Origin of the sequence: Mesorhizobium sp. L103C119B0, assembly GCF_000502235.1 — a bacterium.
Taxonomy (GTDB): Bacteria; Pseudomonadota; Alphaproteobacteria; order Rhizobiales; family Rhizobiaceae; genus Mesorhizobium.
Map to the genome: position 1 here is coordinate 1 of NZ_AYXE01000025.1, position 16,839 is coordinate 16,839.

Consider the following 16,839-nt stretch of genomic DNA (forward strand, 5'->3'; position numbering starts at 1 on the left):
ATCGAAGATTGGCGAAGGCAGAGGCGACATCCAATCTCCCCCCTTGCGGGGGAGATGTCCGGCAGGACAGAGGGGGGTGCCTAGACACCGCACCTCTCTCGACTGGCGCAGCGCTATGCCTTTCCCATGACCCGTGCCCTCACCCTCATTCGCCGTCGCCTCGTCGGCAGCATCTTCGTGCTGCTGATCGTCATCATCGGCACATTCCTCCTCCTGGAAGCCGCCCCCGGTGACGCGGTCGACGCCTACATCGTCTCGACCGGTGGCGATGCCGGCATGATCGAATTGCTGCGCCATCGCTGGGGCCTCGACCAGTCCGAGTTGACCCGGCTCGCCAACTACCTCTGGGCGCTGCTGCATTTCGACCTTGGCCAGTCCGTTACCTTCTCGCGGCCAATTCGCGATGTCATCCTGGAACGCCTGCCGACGACACTGCTCCTGATGGTCACCGCCACCGCGCTCTCCTTCGGGCTCGGCTCGGCGCTCGGCATCTACGCCGGCGCCAGACCCGGCAGCTTTCGCGACCGCTTCCTGTCGATCGGCTCGCTGGCGCTTTATGCCGTGCCCGGCTTCTGGCTCGGCCTGGTGCTGATCGTCGTCTTTGCCGTCGACCTGCGCTGGCTGCCGATCGGCGGCATCGAGAGCCTGGCCTCGGACAAGACCGGTTTTGACCGCGCCACCGACATCGCCGTCCACCTCGTCCTGCCGGTTTCCGCGCTCGGCTTCATCTATCTCGCGCTCTATCTGCGCATGATGCGCGCCGGCATGGCCGAGGCGTGGCGGCAGGATTTTGTGCTCGCCGCCCGCGCCAGGGGGTTGTCGCGCCGCCGCATCGTGCTCGCCCATGTCGCCCGCAATGCGCTCTTGCCGCTGGTCACCATGCTCGGCCTGCAATCGGCGCAGATGCTGGGCGGCAGCGTCGTCATCGAAAGCGTCTTTGCCGTGCCCGGCCTCGGCCGGCTGGCGCAGGAAGCGGTCGCCTCGCGCGACACGCCGCTGCTGCTCGGCATCATCCTCACCAGCGCCGTCCTCGTCATTGCCGTCAACCTTGCAGTCGACATCGCCTACGCCTTCCTCGACCCGCGCGTCGGCGCCAGCGAGGCCAGCGCGTGAGCGCGCTGCCGCGGTTCCTGCGCCGGCCGGAAGCGGTCGCCGGCGCGATCATCCTGGCGCTTCTGTTCGCCATGGCGCTGTTTGCGTCGCTGCTCTTCCCCGGCGACCCGCAGGCCATTGCCGGACCAGCACTGCTGCCGCCGTTGCAGGACTGGTCGCTGCCGCTCGGCACCGACCGGCTCGGCCGTGACGTGCTGGCCGAACTGTTCCACGGCGCCCGCACCTCGCTGGCGGTCGGCCTGGCGGCGGCAGCGGCGGCACTCTTCATCGGCGCGGTCGTCGGCACGCTGGCGGGCTTTGCCGGCGGCCTTGTGGACGAGGGGCTGATGCGCATCACCGATGCCTTCCAGACCGTGCCGAGTTTTCTCCTGGCGCTGGCCTTCGTCAGTGTCGTCGGGCCGTCGCTCGGCGTCGTCGTCACGGCAATAGCGCTTGGCGCCTGGACCGGACCGGCGCGTGTAGCCCGCGCCGAAGTGCTGTCGATCCGCGAGCGCGATTGCGTCGCCGGCGCTCGCGTCATCGGCATGCATCCGCTTGAGATCGCTTTTCGCGAAGTGCTTCCCAACGCGTTGCCGCCGGTGCTGGCCTTGTCCTCGGTGATCGTGGCGGCGGCGATCCTCACCGAGGCGGCGCTGTCCTTCCTTGGTCTCGGCGACCCCAATCGCGTCACTTGGGGCGGCATGATTGCCGAGGGCCGCACTGTGCTGCGAACCGCGCCCTTTCTGTCGATCGCTCCGGGCATTGCCCTGGTGCTGACCGTGCTCGGCGTCTATCTCGCCGGCGAAGGCGTGGTCGAAACGACGGCGGTGCGGAGGAGCCTGTCATGACCGCACTGGCTGAGATACGCGATCTGTCGGTGCGCTATCGGCGAGATGGCAGCGAGGTTACGGCGCTGAAGGGGGTCAGCCTGGATGTTATTGCCGGCGAGCGGCTGGCGATCATTGGCGGAAGCGGTTCGGGCAAGAGCACGCTGGCGCTGGCGGTGGCTGGACTGCTGCCGGGGTCAGCCAAGGTTAAGGGAAGGATCGATTGGTTCCTGAGATCTACAGGAGAGGCAGGCGTCAAGGCACCCCCCTCTGTCCTGCCGGACATCTCCCCCTCAAGGGGGGAGATTAAGGTCTCATCTGCGCTTTCGCCGATCACTGGCATTGCAGGAAGAGCGCTGGACGCAAAGCTGCCAATCTCCCCCCTTGAGGGGGAGATGTCCGGCAGGACAGAGGGGGGCGCCGTAGAGCGCAAACTATCCGTCGCAAGCCCCCTTCCCGGCCGCGACATTGGTTTCGTCTTCCAGGACCCCTCCGCCAGCCTCGACCCCGTCATGACCGTCGGCAAACAGATCGCCGAAATCGCCCGCACCCACCTCGGCCTCGACTGGCCACAAGCTTACGCCAAAGCCAAAACCCTGCTCCAACGTGTCCGGCTGCCCGACCCACAAACCGCCATGCGTGCTTTCCCGCACCAGCTCTCCGGCGGCCAGAAGCAGCGCGTTGCTGTTGCCGCGGCCATTGCAGCCGGTCCGAAACTGCTGATCGCCGATGAGGCGACCAGCGCGCTGGACACCATTGTGCAAGCCGAAATCGTCAGCCTCATTCGGCAACTGGTGGCGGAGGACGGCATGACGCTGCTGTTCATCAGCCACGACATCGCGCTGGCCGCCGAACTCGCAGAGCGTATCGCTGTATTCCGGAACGCCGAACTGATCGAACTCGGCCCGACGGAGCAAATCATAAACGCCCCGCGCCATGCCTATACGCGAACGCTGCTCGACGCCCATCTCGGCCTCGACGCCGATCCGCTGCTACGACGGGCGCCGGCATGAGCGTGCTCGCTGTCTCCGGCCTCACCAGGCATTACCACCGCGGCGGCAAGGCCATCGCGGCCGTCGACGGTGTCTCCTTCGCCATCGAACCCGGCGAGACGCTGGCGCTGGCCGGGCCCTCCGGCAGCGGCAAGTCGACGATCGCGCGGCTGGTGCTTAGGTTGATCGAGCCCGACGCCGGCACCGTCCAGTTCGAAGGCGATGACTTTCTGCTCTTGAAGGGTGCGGCCCTGCGCACCAAGCGCGCGCGCCTGCAAATGGTGTTCCAGGATCCGCTCGCCGCGTTCAACCCGCGCGCCACGGTGGCTCGCGTGCTTGACGATCCCTTGCGCATCCATGCCATCGCTTCCCGCGCCGAGAGGCCGGCCCGCATTGCTGCCTTGCTGGATCGCGTCGGGCTGGCAGCCGATCTCGCCCCGCGCGCCATTCACGAAATCTCCGGCGGCCAGCGCCAGCGCGTCGCCATCGCCCGAGCCATCGCGACCAAACCGTCGCTGATCGTGCTCGACGAAGCGGTGTCCGCGCTCGACGTTTCGGTGCGCGGACAAATCCTTGAGCTGCTGCTCGACCTGCAAGCCAGGGAACGGATCGCCTATCTCTTCATTTCGCATGATCTCGGCGTCGTACGGGCCATGGCCCACCGCGTCGTTCTTCTCGACGCCGGGCGGATCGCCGAGAGCGGCGACGCCCGCAACGTAGTCGACGCGCCGCAATCGGCAATCGGCAAGGCGCTGGTTGCGGCGGCGCCAAGATTGGACAGAAGCAGCAGGCAAGTACCATGACCGAACGAGAAGCCAGAGCCGAAAAACTCTCGCGCGAACTCGATTCCGCCTTCCGTAACCGCGCCGATCTCTACCGTCTGTTTCTCGACGAGCTGACCGGCGAACTCGGCGCGGAAAAGGCCGAGGCGATCATGATCCGCACCATCGAGCAGCGCGGCAAGGAGGTGGCGGCGGCCGCCTTCGCCCGCTTCGGACCTAACGACGCGCCGGCCATCGGCGAGGCATTTTTGGCCGTCAGCCCGGATGGCGGCCTGATGTATCCGACCGATGTCGAGCGCGGGCCGGACCACATCGCCTTCAAGGTGAAGCGTTGTCCGCTGAAGGACGCCTGGGTCGAGGCCGGTGTCGGTGATGAAAAACTCGCCACGCTCTGCCGCATCGCCGGCGCTTTCGACCGTGGTCTGTTCGAGGCAACGGGCGTGCGCTTCGACAATGTCACCTGGACGCCGGGCCACGGCCCCGGCTGCTGCCACATCGCGCTGACCAACCGGGATGCCGCCGGATAGCCAATGCTGATCAGTCGGCGGCAAACACATGCAGCTCCGTGCCCGCCTGTTCGGCAGCAGTGCGCAGGTCGGCCTTCGGTTCGCTGTCGGTGACGATATCGGCAATGTCATCGAGCCCGCAGATGCGTTCCAGACTGCTGCGGCCAAACTTGTCGTGGGTCACCACCAGCACCGTCGACAGTGAACGCGATATCATTGCGCGTTTAACGGCCGCGGCGCCCGAGATCATGTCGCTCGGACCATCGGCGCTTATCCCCGATGCGCCGATAATGGCGACGTCGGCATTGTAGCGGCGCAGGAACTCGACGGTGTCTTCGCCCAACACGCTGCCTTCCCGGCTATCATAGGTCCCGGGGCAGAGCAGCACCCGAAAGGTCGGATTGGCGCCCGCCACCGAGGCCACGCCGGTGGAATTGGTGATGATAGTCAGGTCGCGCTTCAGCTGCGAAAGGTTGCGCGCCACCTCATAGGTGGTCGAACCGCCATCGATCATCACGATCTGGCCCTTCTCGACAAAGCTTGCCGCGCCGCGGCCGATGCGGGCGCGCTCCTCGATCAGGGTCAGGCCACGCTCCGAAATCACCGGTTCTGATGTCACCAGCGAGATCGTCGCACCGCCATAGGTGCGGTTGATCAGCCCGGCATCGCCGAGTTCGATGAGATCGCGGCGGATGGTCTCGCCAGCGACGCCGATGCGCCGTGCGAGCTTGGAGATGCGTATTGACGCCGACCGGCGCACTTCCGAAAGGATAAGCGCGTGCCGCTCCTTCTTCGTCAGTCGGCCTTGGTCCATGACTATTCCATTCCCTTTGCAGCAATCAGCGCGTGGCCAAACTCGGCAAATCCCTTCGCGCCGCGCCCGCGTGTGACGAAGGCGGGAGACGCCGGAAGCTCGCCGGCGAAGTCCAGCACATTAGCGACGCCGACGCTGTTGGGGAAGAAGCCGAACATTGGTGCATCGTTTGGACTATCGCCGACGAAGACAATGCTGTCCTTGTCGTGGTCGATATCTATACCAAAACAGTCCCGCAAGAATAGCCGGCTTGTCGACAGTTTGTCGTATTTGCCGAACCAGCCATTGACGTGGATGGACGAGATTTTCGCCGTCGCGCCATAGCGCTGGAAGATGCCGACGATCTTCAGAACCTCGGTTTTGGGCAGCGGCGCCACGTCCTCGCAAAAATCGATCGCCAGATCGGCCTCTCGATAGGCCTGGTCGGCCGCGACCGCCGCACCCGGAACTTCGCGCAGAACGGTTTGCTCGATCTCCTTGAGGCGCGCGGCATCGGCCTGCCGTTCGGCAGCGCTCTTGGCGTAGTGGCGAACAATCCGCTTTTTGGCGTCGTCGTAGCGGAAATAGAAGGCGCCGTTCTCGCCGATCACGCCGTCCACCGGCCATTGCCGGGCTATCAGGTCGCACCAGCCGGCAGGGCGGCCGGTAACCGGCGCGACAATGAAGCCGGCCTGCTTCAGCCGCTCGAGCGCCACATAGGCTTTTGCCGGCAACCGCCCCTTGTCGGTCAAGGTGTCGTCTATGTCGGTCAGCACGACAGCGATGTTGCGCCGGTCCGGCACGGTGAAGTCGGTGAGCGGACGCAGCACCCGCTCAGGCTCCCGCCGCAACCGTTTCGAGCGAGGCAGCAGCGACGTCGAGCATGGTGAACCTGTCGCGGATCAGCCGCGCATTGGCGACCGCCTCGTCGTAGAAGCCAGCCGGTATGGCGACCTCTTGCGGCGTGGTTGGGGCGCCGGCGGCACGCAGTGCTGCCGCGATCTCGCGCGCCGGGCGTGCCACCCGCAGCAGCCTTTCGCGATGCGAGCGCCACTGCCTGGCCAGCATGGTGTTGACAGCGTCCGCCCGTTCGCGGTCCAGCAGCTTGGGCTTGAATGCCGCCCAGCAGGAACGTCCGAGCGTTTCGCCGAAGATTTCGATGAAGCGATCTGGCGTATCGGCGGAGGGCGCGAGCTGCAGCTCCCGCAGCGCCAGCACGCGTTCCTGCAGCCGCGCCATCGTCAACGTCGTCACCGCTATGTGCTCGCCGTGATGCGCTTCGGGCAATCCCTGGCCCCGCATGTCGATATAGTGGGCGATGAGATGTTCGCCCTGACTGGCCGGATAGGAGCCGCCGCACAAAGTCATGCCAAGGCCCGACATGACCAGCGTGCGCACCAGCACTTCCATCGCCTCAATGTCGCCGGTCCCGAGTTCGCCGGCTTTGGCGATAAGCGCCTCCTCGTCCTCGGCCAGAAGCATGAATGGCGCCTCCCGGTAGGGCGTGCCGAGCAAAAGATGCGCCATCAGCCAATCGGTCTGCGCGGTCGGCCGCGCCATCGAATCGCCGAAGCCGGCAGCGATCAGCCGGTGCGGCGCTCGCGCCATGACATCGAGATCGAGGAAGACACCGACCGGCAGGCTCGCCGTCAGCGATTTCTTCAGGCCGTCCTCTGTGATTGCCGCAGACACCGAGGTGTAGCCGTTCATCGACGGCGCGGTGCCGAACACCGCATAGGGCTTTTGGGTCAGATGGGCGGCATATTTGGTGATGTCATTGATCGAGCCGGATCCGACCGCGACCAGACCGCTGGCGTCTTTCGTGCGGGCGATCACCGATCGCACGGCGTCCATGTCGGGATGCGGATGGCGCGGCAGGATGATCTTGTCGACATCGCTGGAGCCGCGCAGCGCAATCGACACTCTCTCGCCGAGAGCCAGCCTTGTGTCGGCATCCATGACAACGGCGAGCCTGCGGCCGAGCGGCAGTGGCTTGACCAGCGCATCGGCTTCGTCGCCGAGACCGCGCCCTATGACGATGGTCTTCAGCGGCACCGACAGCATTCCCTGGCTATCCGGGTCAGGCAGCGTGCCGGCAATAAGGCGATCGAGCATTTGTCTGGACATAGGATGCAGTCCGGTCAGTCAGCATGAAGCGGGGTCAGGGCATCGAACAAGGTGCGATACCGGCGGTAACTTCTGTCGTAGGTGGCCTTGGCGGAAGGATCAGGGTCGATCGTCTCGATGTGGCCGGCCAGCCTTTCAGCCGCCTGCTGCACTGAGGAGGTAAGGCCGATGGCTGCGGCGGCAAGGATTGCCGCACCGATCGGCGAGGCATCGGCCGCACCCGCGATCTCGACCGGCCTGCCGCTGACATCGGCACGGATTTGCGCCCATACCCGGCTGCGCGCGCCACCGCCTGAGAGCCGGATGCGATCCGTCGCGATATCGAGATCGTCCAGCCGGTCGACCACGTCGCGCATGGCAAAGGCACAGCCCTCCAGCACGGCACGGGCACAAGCGGCTTTGCCGTGGAAGGATGTCAGGCCGTAGAAAGCGGCACGCGCTTCGGCGATCCAGCGCGGCGCCATGGCACCGGACAACGCGGGCAAGAACAGCAAATCGTCGCTGCCGGCAACCACCGTCGCCGCCAGTTCCGACATCGCCGCCGGCGAATCGACGCCGAAGGTTGTTAGAAACCACGTCACCGCGCCGCCCGAGAGCCATCCGGGATTGGAGATGAAATAGCCGTCGCCGAGAAAGCCATGGGTCTCGACCAGGCCGCCGGGGTCGAGGCGAAGCGTGCCGGACACCGCGCCGACCACTTCGGCCGTGCCGAGATTGCAGGCGACGACACCGGGCACGACAACCCCGGCGCCTATGGCGGCCGAAAAATCATCGCCGGTGCCGACCGCCAGCGGCGTGCCCACAGGAAGACCGGTGAGCTCGGCGCCGGCGTGGGTCAAGGCGCCGGCGATCTCAGATGCATCGTCGATGCCGGGCAATTTATGTGCATCGATGTCGAAGGCCGCCAGCAGATCGCCGGCATAATTGTGCTCCTTCAGCCCATAGAGCATGGTCGTCGAGGCCAGCGCGTGATCGATGACGGCACGACCGCACAACGCTGCGACCACGAATGATACCGGTTGATGCCAGAGCGCCACTCGGCGCGCTTCGGGCAGGTTGCGCGCGGCCCAGCGGATTTTCGCCGCCATATGGGTGGCGTCCAGAACGAGACCGGTGCGCTCACGGATGAAGTCCGGGTCGATGCCGGCGATCTCTCCTGCCGCCCGCCGGTCCATCCAGATGATGCACGGAGCCAGCGCCTCACCATTGCGATCGACCGCGACGCAGCCGTCGAGCTGGCCGGCAATGGCAATACCCTTGATGTCGGACGGCGCAAGCCCAGCCTTGTCGAGCGCGCCGGCAATGGCCGGCTTGAGCGCCGCCAGCCACAGCGCCGGGTTCTGTTCGGCCCAGCCGGGCGCCGGGAAGGCCGGCTGGTACAACACAGCGGCCTCGCCACGCAGCCGCAATTCGTCATCGACAACGATCGCCTTTAGGCTTTGTGTGCCGAGATCGATGCCGATGACTGGCATTAGACACGCTCGCAATCCGCGAGGACATCCCGCAGTTGCGAGAGGATAGAACCTTTCGTCGGCGAATAGGAGCCATCGAAAACCGCTGTGCCAATGGTAAAAGCGTTGGCGCCGGCCAGCTTGATTGCCTTGATCCGATCGGCTGATGCCACAGCGCCGGCGACGATCAGATGCCGCGACGGACCAAGCCCGCGCCGGGCTGCGCGCACCAGTTCGGCCGGGTCGGCCTCGGTGGCGCGATAGGCGAGGATGTCGCATCCCGCACAACCCTTCTCGGCGAAGGCCCGGCAGTCGGCCTCGACATCCTCGGCCGAACCGCCGAGCTTGGTCGGATGGCCGACCGGCCGCCCGGGAAAAGGGTAGTATTCGGTGCCGCTCCCCTCCAGCAACGCCATGATCTCGTCGACCTGGGTACCACCGAGCAGGCGCTGGATGCCGAGATCCCTGGCGATGCGCGCGGAATTAAGGCAGGCCTCAGCCGTCGTCGAGACAACTTCCATGTAAGTGGTGGCGCCTGTCCGGCCAATGGCGACAGCGAGCTTGCGCAGCACATCCGGCGCGACGCCAATATCCTTGAAGCCGACATGCTTCAGGCCGACCGGCTCAATCAAATCGACCAGGTCGAGAGAGTCCTCGACCGTGCGATCGTTGCGCGTCAGCATGAAGATGAAGTCCATCCGAAAGGTCCCTCGCCTGGTCGGGAAAGCCGGTTTGCTGCCGGTCTGTTAAAACCTCCCAACCATTTGTTGCAAGGTGCCACATTTTGATTTGCAGTACCACACATTTTATGACAAAACGGGCGCCGGCCCGCCAGGCACGACTTCTAGGGAGAGGGAAGAATGCTCAAGCCGCTGAGACGTACCGCGTCCAGACTGCTCGTCGCAGTCGTATTTGTGTGGCCCCTGACGTGGCAAGTGACACAAGCGGACGCGTGGGATCTGAAAGAGGCGTCGAAACCCTATAGCGGCCAGACCATCCGCATGGTCGGCGAGGCGCTGCCGCCGCTCGAAGCGCTGAAGAAGATGGCGCCGGAGTTTGAAAAACAGACCGGCATCCATGTCGAAGTCGAGATGTACGAGCACTCGGAAGCCGTCAACAAGGTGCAGCTCGATCTCAACTCGCACCGCGGCCGCTACGACGTCATCATCCAGCCGCATCGCGAACTCGGCAAGTTCGCCACCAACAACCATCTGGTCGAAATCGCCAAGATGATGGCCGACCCGGCTTTGCGCGATCCGAGCTTCGAGCCGGAGAAGCAGCTCTACCAGACCGCCTGGCACGAAATCTCCTGGTATGACGGCAAGGAGTACGGCTTCCCCTTCACAGTGCTCAACATGTTCATGTGGTATCGCTCGGACCTGCTCGCCGATCCCAAGGAGCAGGCAGGCTTCAAGGCCAAGTATGGCTACGGCCTCGCTCCCGCCAAGGACTGGAAGCAATACCGCGATATCGCCGAATGGTTCTATCGCCCCGACCAGGGTTTTTACGGCACCGCCCTGCAGGGCAAGCGCCATGAGGCACTGTGGTATGAGTGGCTCAATTTCCTTTATTCCTTCGGCGGCGACGTGCTCGACGTGAAGAGCGGCTCGGCCTGCGGCCCGGTCATCGTCAACAGCCCCAAGGCCGTCGCCTCGCTCGAATATTACAAGAGCCTGCTGCAATTCTCGCCGCCGGACAGCCTCAACTATTTCTGGGATGATGTCATGGCGCTGATGCAGCAAGCCAAGGTCGCCGAGCTGATCATGTGGAACGACGCAACCTATGCCGTGTCGGTCGACACCACGGCCTCCACCGTGGTCGGCAAGGTTGGCTTCGATCTCGTGCCGCAAGGCGACGGCGGGAAGATCGGCCAGGTCGAGGGCTGGACCTATCTCATCCCGGTCTATTCGAAGAACCAGCAGGCCGCCTTCCTCTTCGTCCAGTGGATGATGGGCTATGACCGCCAGCTCGAACAGCATCTCAATGGCGGCGCTTCAGGTCGGCCGGATGTCTATGCCTCCGCCGAGGTGCAGAAGCTGCCCTATGCCAAGGCTTCGATGGAGGCCAACGAGCATGCGGTGCCGAAGGCGACGCTGCCGCAATCGGCCGAGATGACCGACATACTAGTGCGCGAACTGTCATCCTACCTCGCCGGCGAAAAGGAGGCGCAGGCCGCCCTCGACACCGCCGCCACCGACATCTCGACACTGCTCGGTTCTTGCGCACCCATGACCTATCCGGCACGATAGGCCTTGAGATGTCGCGCAGAGGCTACCCGCACAAGCGGGTAGCCGTTCTTGTCCGCAGGAAACGCCCGTGACGAACCGCACTCCATCGCCGCGCGGAATGCCGCTTCTCGACCGTGGGGTGGGGCCGCTCTTGATGCTGCCGGCGACGCTGCTCGTCGTCGTCTTCCTGGTCGGCCCGTTCTACTACATGGTCTACACCGCGCTGACCGACCTCAGCTTCGCCGACGCCAGCCATGCCGGCGCCTTCGTCGGTTTCGACAATTTCCGCAAGCTGATGCGCAACGACCCATTCTTCTGGGCATCGTTCCTGCTGACGCTGAAATTCGTCATCATCGCCGTCGGCCTGGAATTCCTGCTCGGCTTTGCGCTGGCCTTCCTGATCTTCCGCTTCGTCGCCAGCCAGCGGCTTCTCACCACACTGCTGCTCATCCCGATGATGATCGCGCCGGTCGCCGTCGGGCTGATCTGGCGGCTGCTGTTGCAGGGCGATTTCGGCATGCTCACCTTCTACATGCGCAAGGTCGGCCTGCTGGCGCAGAATTCGGCGGTGCTTTCGGCACCCGACCTGGTGTTTCCGACCATCGTCGCCATCGATGTCTGGCAGTGGACGCCTTTCGTCACCCTGATCATGCTCGCCGGGATGATGAGCCTGCCGCGCGCGCCGTTCGAGGCGGCGATGATGGATGGCGCCAAACCGTTCCAGATTTTCCGAAACGTCATGCTGCCGCTGCTGCGGCCGGTCATCGCGCTCGTGCTGCTGCTGCGCGGCATCGACGCCTTCAAGGAGTTCGACAAGGTTTTCCTGATGACCGGCGGCGGACCGGGAACGCTGACCGAGCTGGTCTCGATCTACGCCTACCGCGTCAATTTCCGTAACTGGGACCTCGGCTACGGCGCCGCGGTCGCCTTCATGATCTATCTCGTCGTGCTGATCCTGTGCTCGGTCTTCTACAAGGCCGTCTACTGGTCGAGCCGCAAGCAGGTGGGGGCGTTTTGAGGGCGCTGCGATGATCGATCAGTCCACCAACCGCGCCTGGAAAAGCTTTGCCTGGGCGGTGTTGCTCGTCGCCGTCGTGGTGGCGCTGACGCCTTATGTCTGGATGGTGCTGGCGTCGTTCAAGAACCGCGTCGATCTTCTGTCTTCTGTGCCGAAATGGATTTTTTCGCCGACGCTTGCCAACTATCCCGCCGTCTTCATCGACAAGGGATACTGGCCGCTGGCGATCAATTCGGTGCTGATCTCGGTGTNGTCGTCGACCATACTCTGCATCGTCATCGGCGCGCCAGCGGCCTATGGCTTTGCCCGCTCGGATTTTCCCGGCAAGGAAGACCTGTTCTTCTTCTTCCTGACCACGCGCATGGCGCCGCCGATCTCAATCGCCGTGCCGCTGTTCCTGTTCTTCACCTCGCTGGGCCTGATCGACACCATCTACGCCGTTGTGATCGCCCACACCTCCTTCAACCTGTCGCTCGTCGTCTGGATGATGCGCGGCTTCTTCGCCGAAATCCCCAGGGAGATCGACGAGGCCGCGATGATGGACGGCCGCTCGCGGCTCGGCGCATTCTTCTTCGTCGTCGCGCCGCTGGCCGCACCCGGCATCGGCGCCACAGCGGTGCTCTGCTTCATCCTGTCGTGGAACGAGTTCCTCTATGCCTTCATCCTCGTCGCTTTCGACGGGCGGCCGCTGACCGTCGGCATACCGGGGCTGGTGACGCCGCATGGCACGCTCTGGGGACAGGTCGCGGCAGTCGCGATCGTGGCAACGCTGCCGATCGTGCTTTTCACGTTCCTTGTCCAGAAACAGCTCGTCCGCGGCCTCACCTTCGGCGCGGTCAAGGGTTGAAGGGATCTTGTATGGCAATTGTTTTCGACGGCGTCACCAAGGCCTTCCCGGACGGGACGGTGGCGCTGCAGGCGCTCGATCTTGCTTTCGAGCCCGGCGAATTCCTGGTTCTGCTCGGCCCGTCCGGTTCCGGCAAGACGACAGCCTGCCGGCTGCTCGCCGGGCTGGAGCGGCCGACCGCCGGGCGCATCATGGTCGAGGGCCTCGATGTCACCGACCTGCCGCCGCGCCTGCGCGGCATGGGCATGGTGTTCCAGAACTATGCGCTCTACAGCCATAAGAGCGTCTACGAGAACATCGCCTATCCCTTGCGCATCCGAAAGATGCCGGCCGCCGAGCTTGACCGCTGCGTCCGCGCCATGGCCGAGCTGCTCGAAATCACCCGTTACCTCGACCGCCGCCCTTCGCAATTGTCGGGCGGCCAGGCGCAGCGCGTGGCTGTGGCCCGCGCACTCGTCTGGCAGCCGAGCCTCTGTCTGATGGACGAGCCGCTGTCCAATCTCGACGCCTTGTTGCGGCTCCACATGCGCACCGAGCTGAAGCGTCTGCATCGCGAGCTGAAAAAGACCTTCGTCTTCGTCACCCACGACCAGGAAGAGGCGATGACGCTGGCGACCAGGGTCGCGGTGTTGCGCGAAGGCGCACTGATCCAGTACGACGACCCGCGCGAGATCTATCGGCGGCCTGCCAATCGCTTCATCGCCGAATTCATCGGCCGTCCAGCGATGAACACGTTCGATGGCGATGTCCGCGCCGGCGTCTTCCACGCCAGCGGTTTCACTTGCCCGCTTCCGGGAAAGCCTGATGGTCCCATCGTGCTCGGCATTCGCCCGGAGCAGATCCAGCTTGTCGACGCGACTGCCGGCGACGCCATCCTGTTTGCCGTCGACGTCGTCGAACCGGTCGAGCCGGACGTGCTGATCTTCGCCAATAGCGAGGCCAACGCGCTGATCGTCAGGACTGTGAATGACGATCGCGCTTTCGATCCCGGCCAGCCGCTTTATCTACGCTTTCCGCCGGCAGCGCTGCACACATTCGATGCTGTGTCGGGAGCGCGGCTGCCGTGAGCACGCTGCTCGCTTTGGTGCCGCTGGCCGCCGCAGCCTTGGTCTGGTGGCTGTTCTACAGCTTCAACCGGTCGCGGCGCTGGTTCTCGACAGGCGAACTCATCTTCTGGGACGCCATTGCACTGGTAACCCTGCAGCTTGTCTGGCTGATCTGGTTCTGAATGCGCATTCCAGCAACGCAGATCAGTAGCCCAGCGCACAACCGTCCTTGCGAGGATCGGAGGCACCGGTGAGCGTGCCCTTTTCCCAATCGATCAGCACCAGCTGGCCGCCGCCATGCGGCTCCTCGGCGATCGAAACCTGATGGCCGCGCTGACGGAGGCCGGCGATCGCCTCAGCCGGAATCCCGCGCTCGGCCAGCACGGCATTGTCCTTGTAGAACACCCGTGGCGCATCCAGTGCCTGCTGCGGGTCCATCCCGAAATCGATCATGTTGGTCAACAGATGGACATGGCCGAACGGCTGGTAGCCGCCGCCCATCACCCCGAACGGCATCACCACCTTACCCCCTCGCGTCGCCATGCCAGGCATGATGGTGTGCATCGGTCGCTTTCGCGGCGCGATACGATTTGGATGGCCTTCCGTGAGGCGAAAACTGCTGCCGCGATTCTGCAGCACGACGCCTGTCTTGGGACCGACGACGCCGCTGCCGAAGGAACCGAAGGTCGAGTTGATGAAGCTGACTGCATTGCGGTCGCGGTCGACCACGGAGATATAGACGGTGTCGCTGCGCGGCAGCTCAAGCCGCGGCAGATGCGTCATGGCGAGAGCCGGATCGATGGCGGCGCGCAGCCGCTCCGCATAAGCTGCCGACAGCAGTTGTTCGACGGGGACCTGGACGAAATCCTGGTCGCCGATGAAAGTATCGCGGTCCTGGTAGGCAAGCCGGCCGGCTTCGATCTCGAGATGCAGCCGCTGGGCACTGTTCGGCTCCAACGAACCAAGGCTGAAGCCCGAAAGCACATTCAGCATGATCAGCGCCGTCATGCCCTGATTGTTCGGTGGCATCTGATGGATATCGTAGCCGCGATAGGACGTATTCACCGACGTGACGTAGTCGCCTTGGGTCTCGGCGAAATCCTCCAATGCATGCAGCCCGCCCAGCGCGCGAAGACGTTCCACCAGATCGTCCGCGACTTCACCTTCATAAAACCCTGCACGGCCTCGGTTGGCGATGATGCGCAAGGTGTCCGCCAAGTGCGGCTGCCGATGCACATCGCCGGCTTGCGGCGCCCTTCCCTCGGGCAGGAATATGCGCGCGGCATGTTCATCGGCTGAGAGCAGGGCGACCTCGTCGGCCCAGTCGAAGGCGACGCGATCATGAACGACATAGCCTTGTTCGGCATAGCGAATGGCTGGCGCCAGCGCGGCGTCGATGCCCTTTTTTCCGTGGTCCTTGAGTAGCCGGCACCATGCATCGATGGCGCCTGGTATGGTGACGGCATGCGGTCCGGCCGCAGGCAGTTCGCTATGGCCCCGCTCCAGATACCAATCGGCATTTGCAGCAGCAGGCGACCGCCCCGAGCCGTTGAAGGCCAGCACCTCGCCCTCGCCTTTGGGACTGTAGAGCACAAAACAGTCGCCGCCGATGCCGGTCGATTGCGGCTCGACCACCCCTTGCACTGCCGCCGCACAGACGGCAGCATCCATGGCGTTGCCGCCAGAGCGCAGCGTGTCGATAGCCGCCAGCGTCGCCAACGGATGCGATGTCGCCGCCATCGCTTCTGTCGCGCGAACCGGCGAGCGTCCGGTGAGTTGAAAATCACGCATGCAATCCTCTGATGATCCACCCGCCGGTAGTAACCTCAATGCTTGATGCGGTCGCGCATGGCGTACCACAACATCCCCAGCACATAGAGCAAGCCCCGCAGCGCCGTACCGCCCGGGAACGGCATCGGCGTCAGCGTCGAGAACAGGTCCAGCCGCGAGGCGTCGCCCATAATCGCTTCGGCCAAGAGCTTGCCCGACAGCGTTGACAGGATGACGCCCTTGCCGGAATAGCCATGCGCGAAATAGACCTCGCCATAGTGCCCGACATGCGGCAGCCGCGACGTGGTCACCGACACCAGACCGCCCCAGGCATGATCGATGCGGCAGCCCTTCAGTTGCGGGAAGGTGGCCTCCATGTGCGGCCGCACGAAACCGGCGATGTCGGCCGGCGGCGATGGCGTGTAGCGCTCGCCGCCGCCGAATAGCAGCCGACCGTCCGCCGACATGCGGTAGTAGTTGACGACGAAGCGTGTATCGGACACCGCCACATTGGCCGGGATCACATTGCGCTTGCCCTCCAGCGGCTCGGTGGCGACGATATAGTTGCCTACCGGCATGATGCGGCTGTTGACGCGCGGCTCCAGCCCATGCAGCAGCGCGTCGCCGGCCAGCACGACATGTTTGGCCCTTACCGACCCCTGCGCCGTCGAGACCCGGATCGAAGGCTCGCGCTCCAGCTTTACCGCGACGGAATTTTCATGGATGACGACACCGGCCGCCACGGCGGCACGGGCAAGGCCGAGCGTGTAGTTCAGCGGATGCATATGGCCGCCGAGCGACTCATACATCGCGCCATGATAGGGCGTGTCCACCTTGCCGCGTGCCTGCGCCGCCGACAGGATCTCGACGTCGCGGAACTTCATCACGCTCTCGAGGCATTTGGCCTCGTCTTCGAGATCCCTGAGGTCGGAGCCATTAACGGCACCGACGAGATGGCCGGTCAGCCGCAGATCGCAGTCGATGGCGTGGCGCTCGATGATGTCGAGCACCAGGCCCCGCGCCTCGAAGGCGAGGTCGAACAGCGCCTTCGCCCGCTCGGGGCCGTAGAGCTTGACCAGCCCCTTGGCGCCTTTGCGCAGGCCGGGGATCATCTGGCCGCCATTGCGGCCCGACGCGCCCCAGCCGATCTTGCCGCCTTCGAGCAGCACCACCTTCAGGCCGCGCTCGGCGGCATGAAGGGCGGCCGACAGGCCGGTGCAGCCGCCACCGACCACCACCAGATCGGCGCCGACATCTCCCACCAGCGCCGGATGGTTCGGCGCCGGATTGGCGGTGGCGACATAATAGGAATTGCCGATATCGAGGCTCGAATTGAAACCCGTTGAGCCGGAGGCCATGA

At 64.6% G+C, this 16,839-nt stretch carries 17 protein-coding genes; 10 read left to right on the forward strand and 7 right to left on the reverse strand.

Annotated features, from left to right (window positions below; genetic code table 11):
- The first annotated feature begins 126 nt into the window (after positions 1–126).
- From X728_RS138925 to X728_RS138910, 5 genes are read left to right on the forward strand one after another with little or no spacing between them, the layout of a single operon-like run.
- Positions 127–1,113 (forward strand): ABC transporter permease, encoded by a 987-nt coding sequence (locus tag X728_RS138925; RefSeq protein WP_023726422.1) that lies wholly within the window; start codon positions 127–129, stop codon positions 1,111–1,113.
- Positions 1,110–1,940, forward strand: coding sequence for an ABC transporter permease (locus X728_RS138920; protein ID WP_023832982.1), 831 nt, complete (start codon positions 1,110–1,112; stop codon positions 1,938–1,940). Before X728_RS138925 ends, X728_RS138920 begins: the two co-directional genes overlap by 4 nt.
- Complete coding sequence (locus X728_RS0136265) at positions 1,937–2,932, forward strand: ABC transporter ATP-binding protein (protein ID WP_031196036.1); 996 nt, start codon at positions 1,937–1,939, stop codon at positions 2,930–2,932. The genes X728_RS138920 and X728_RS0136265 overlap by 4 nt, the downstream gene beginning before the upstream one ends.
- Complete coding sequence (locus tag X728_RS138915; protein WP_023832985.1) at positions 2,929–3,714, forward strand: ATP-binding cassette domain-containing protein; 786 nt, start codon at positions 2,929–2,931, stop codon at positions 3,712–3,714. Before X728_RS0136265 ends, X728_RS138915 begins: the two co-directional genes overlap by 4 nt.
- Positions 3,711–4,220 carry an L-2-amino-thiazoline-4-carboxylic acid hydrolase gene (locus X728_RS138910; protein WP_023832986.1) on the forward strand — a complete coding sequence of 170 codons (510 nt, stop codon included), beginning with the start codon at positions 3,711–3,713 and terminating at the stop codon, positions 4,218–4,220. Before X728_RS138915 ends, X728_RS138910 begins: the two co-directional genes overlap by 4 nt.
- Positions 4,221–4,230: 10 nt before the next feature.
- On the opposite strand, the gene X728_RS138905 is transcribed toward X728_RS138910, so the two are convergent.
- Genes X728_RS138905 through X728_RS138885 form a run of 5 tightly spaced genes read right to left on the reverse strand, consistent with a single transcriptional unit; the run spans position 4,231 to position 9,268 of the window.
- Positions 4,231–5,013: a DeoR/GlpR family DNA-binding transcription regulator gene (locus tag X728_RS138905; protein WP_023832987.1), complete on the reverse strand. Its 783-nt coding sequence runs from the start codon at positions 5,011–5,013 to the stop codon at positions 4,231–4,233.
- A gap of 2 nt (positions 5,014–5,015) precedes the next feature.
- Entirely contained in the window at positions 5,016–5,819 is an 804-nt protein-coding gene (locus tag X728_RS138900; RefSeq protein WP_031196038.1) for an HAD-IIB family hydrolase, read from the reverse strand.
- A gap of 7 nt (positions 5,820–5,826) precedes the next feature.
- A complete protein-coding gene (locus X728_RS138895; RefSeq protein ID WP_081732506.1) occupies positions 5,827–7,119 on the reverse strand; it encodes an iron-containing alcohol dehydrogenase in 1,293 nt (430 codons plus the stop codon).
- 14 nt (positions 7,120–7,133) lie between these two features.
- A complete protein-coding gene (locus tag X728_RS138890; protein ID WP_023832990.1) occupies positions 7,134–8,591 on the reverse strand; it encodes an FGGY family carbohydrate kinase in 1,458 nt (485 codons plus the stop codon).
- Positions 8,591–9,268, reverse strand: coding sequence for a hypothetical protein (locus X728_RS138885; protein WP_023832991.1), 678 nt, complete (start codon positions 9,266–9,268; stop codon positions 8,591–8,593). Before X728_RS138885 ends, X728_RS138890 begins: the two co-directional genes overlap by 1 nt.
- Before the next feature lie 237 nt (positions 9,269–9,505).
- On the opposite strand from X728_RS138885, the gene X728_RS138880 reads away from it, so the two are divergent.
- From X728_RS138880 to X728_RS1000000170640, 5 genes are all read left to right on the forward strand, one after another.
- On the forward strand, positions 9,506–10,819 hold the full coding sequence (locus X728_RS138880; protein ID WP_023672935.1) for a sugar ABC transporter substrate-binding protein: 1,314 nt from the start codon (positions 9,506–9,508) through the stop codon (positions 10,817–10,819).
- Positions 10,820–10,886: 67 nt separating this feature from the next.
- The gene (locus X728_RS138875; protein WP_155923309.1) at positions 10,887–11,816 is read left to right on the forward strand and encodes a sugar ABC transporter permease; all 930 of its coding nucleotides are present in this window, start codon (positions 10,887–10,889) and stop codon (positions 11,814–11,816) included.
- Positions 11,817–11,826: 10 nt separating this feature from the next.
- The gene (locus X728_RS138870; RefSeq protein WP_023832992.1) at positions 11,827–12,663 is read left to right on the forward strand and encodes a carbohydrate ABC transporter permease; all 837 of its coding nucleotides are present in this window, start codon (positions 11,827–11,829) and stop codon (positions 12,661–12,663) included.
- 11 nt (positions 12,664–12,674) lie between these two features.
- Positions 12,675–13,730, forward strand: coding sequence for an ABC transporter ATP-binding protein (locus tag X728_RS138865; protein WP_023685718.1), 1,056 nt, complete (start codon positions 12,675–12,677; stop codon positions 13,728–13,730).
- Positions 13,727–13,891 (forward strand): hypothetical protein, encoded by a 165-nt coding sequence (locus X728_RS1000000170640; protein ID WP_023701459.1) that lies wholly within the window; start codon positions 13,727–13,729, stop codon positions 13,889–13,891. The genes X728_RS138865 and X728_RS1000000170640 overlap by 4 nt, the downstream gene beginning before the upstream one ends.
- A 22-nt stretch (positions 13,892–13,913) precedes the next feature.
- Here the strand turns inward: X728_RS1000000170640 and ggt are convergent, their stop codons facing one another.
- Both ggt and X728_RS138855 read right to left on the reverse strand, forming a co-directional pair.
- The gene (ggt, locus tag X728_RS138860; RefSeq protein ID WP_023819654.1) at positions 13,914–15,500 is read right to left on the reverse strand and encodes a gamma-glutamyltransferase; all 1,587 of its coding nucleotides are present in this window, start codon (positions 15,498–15,500) and stop codon (positions 13,914–13,916) included.
- Between the two features lie 35 nt (positions 15,501–15,535).
- Positions 15,536–16,837, reverse strand: a complete 1,302-nt coding sequence (locus X728_RS138855) for an FAD-binding oxidoreductase (protein WP_031196044.1) — start codon at positions 16,835–16,837, stop codon at positions 15,536–15,538.
- Positions 16,838–16,839 lie beyond the last annotated feature (2 nt).

What these genes read in the sequence shown, in the direction of transcription:
- X728_RS138925 (WP_023726422.1), top strand. Translation starts at nt 127, where the DNA reads ATGACCCGTGCCCTCACCCTCATTCGCCGTCGCCTCGTCGGCAGCATC.
- X728_RS0136265 (WP_031196036.1), top strand. Translation starts at nt 1,937, where the DNA reads ATGACCGCACTGGCTGAGATACGCGATCTGTCGGTGCGCTATCGGCGA.
- X728_RS138915 (WP_023832985.1), top strand. Translation starts at nt 2,929, where the DNA reads ATGAGCGTGCTCGCTGTCTCCGGCCTCACCAGGCATTACCACCGCGGC.
- X728_RS138910 (WP_023832986.1), top strand. Translation starts at nt 3,711, where the DNA reads ATGACCGAACGAGAAGCCAGAGCCGAAAAACTCTCGCGCGAACTCGAT.
- X728_RS138905 (WP_023832987.1), bottom strand. Translation starts at nt 5,013, where the DNA reads ATGGACCAAGGCCGACTGACGAAGAAGGAGCGGCACGCGCTTATCCTT.
- X728_RS138895 (WP_081732506.1), bottom strand. Translation starts at nt 7,119, where the DNA reads ATGTCCAGACAAATGCTCGATCGCCTTATTGCCGGCACGCTGCCTGAC.
- X728_RS138890 (WP_023832990.1), bottom strand. Translation starts at nt 8,591, where the DNA reads ATGCCAGTCATCGGCATCGATCTCGGCACACAAAGCCTAAAGGCGATC.
- X728_RS138885 (WP_023832991.1), bottom strand. Translation starts at nt 9,268, where the DNA reads ATGGACTTCATCTTCATGCTGACGCGCAACGATCGCACGGTCGAGGAC.
- X728_RS138865 (WP_023685718.1), top strand. Translation starts at nt 12,675, where the DNA reads ATGGCAATTGTTTTCGACGGCGTCACCAAGGCCTTCCCGGACGGGACG.
- ggt (WP_023819654.1), bottom strand. Translation starts at nt 15,500, where the DNA reads ATGCGTGATTTTCAACTCACCGGACGCTCGCCGGTTCGCGCGACAGAA.
- X728_RS138855 (WP_031196044.1), bottom strand. Translation starts at nt 16,837, where the DNA reads ATGGCCTCCGGCTCAACGGGTTTCAATTCGAGCCTCGATATCGGCAAT.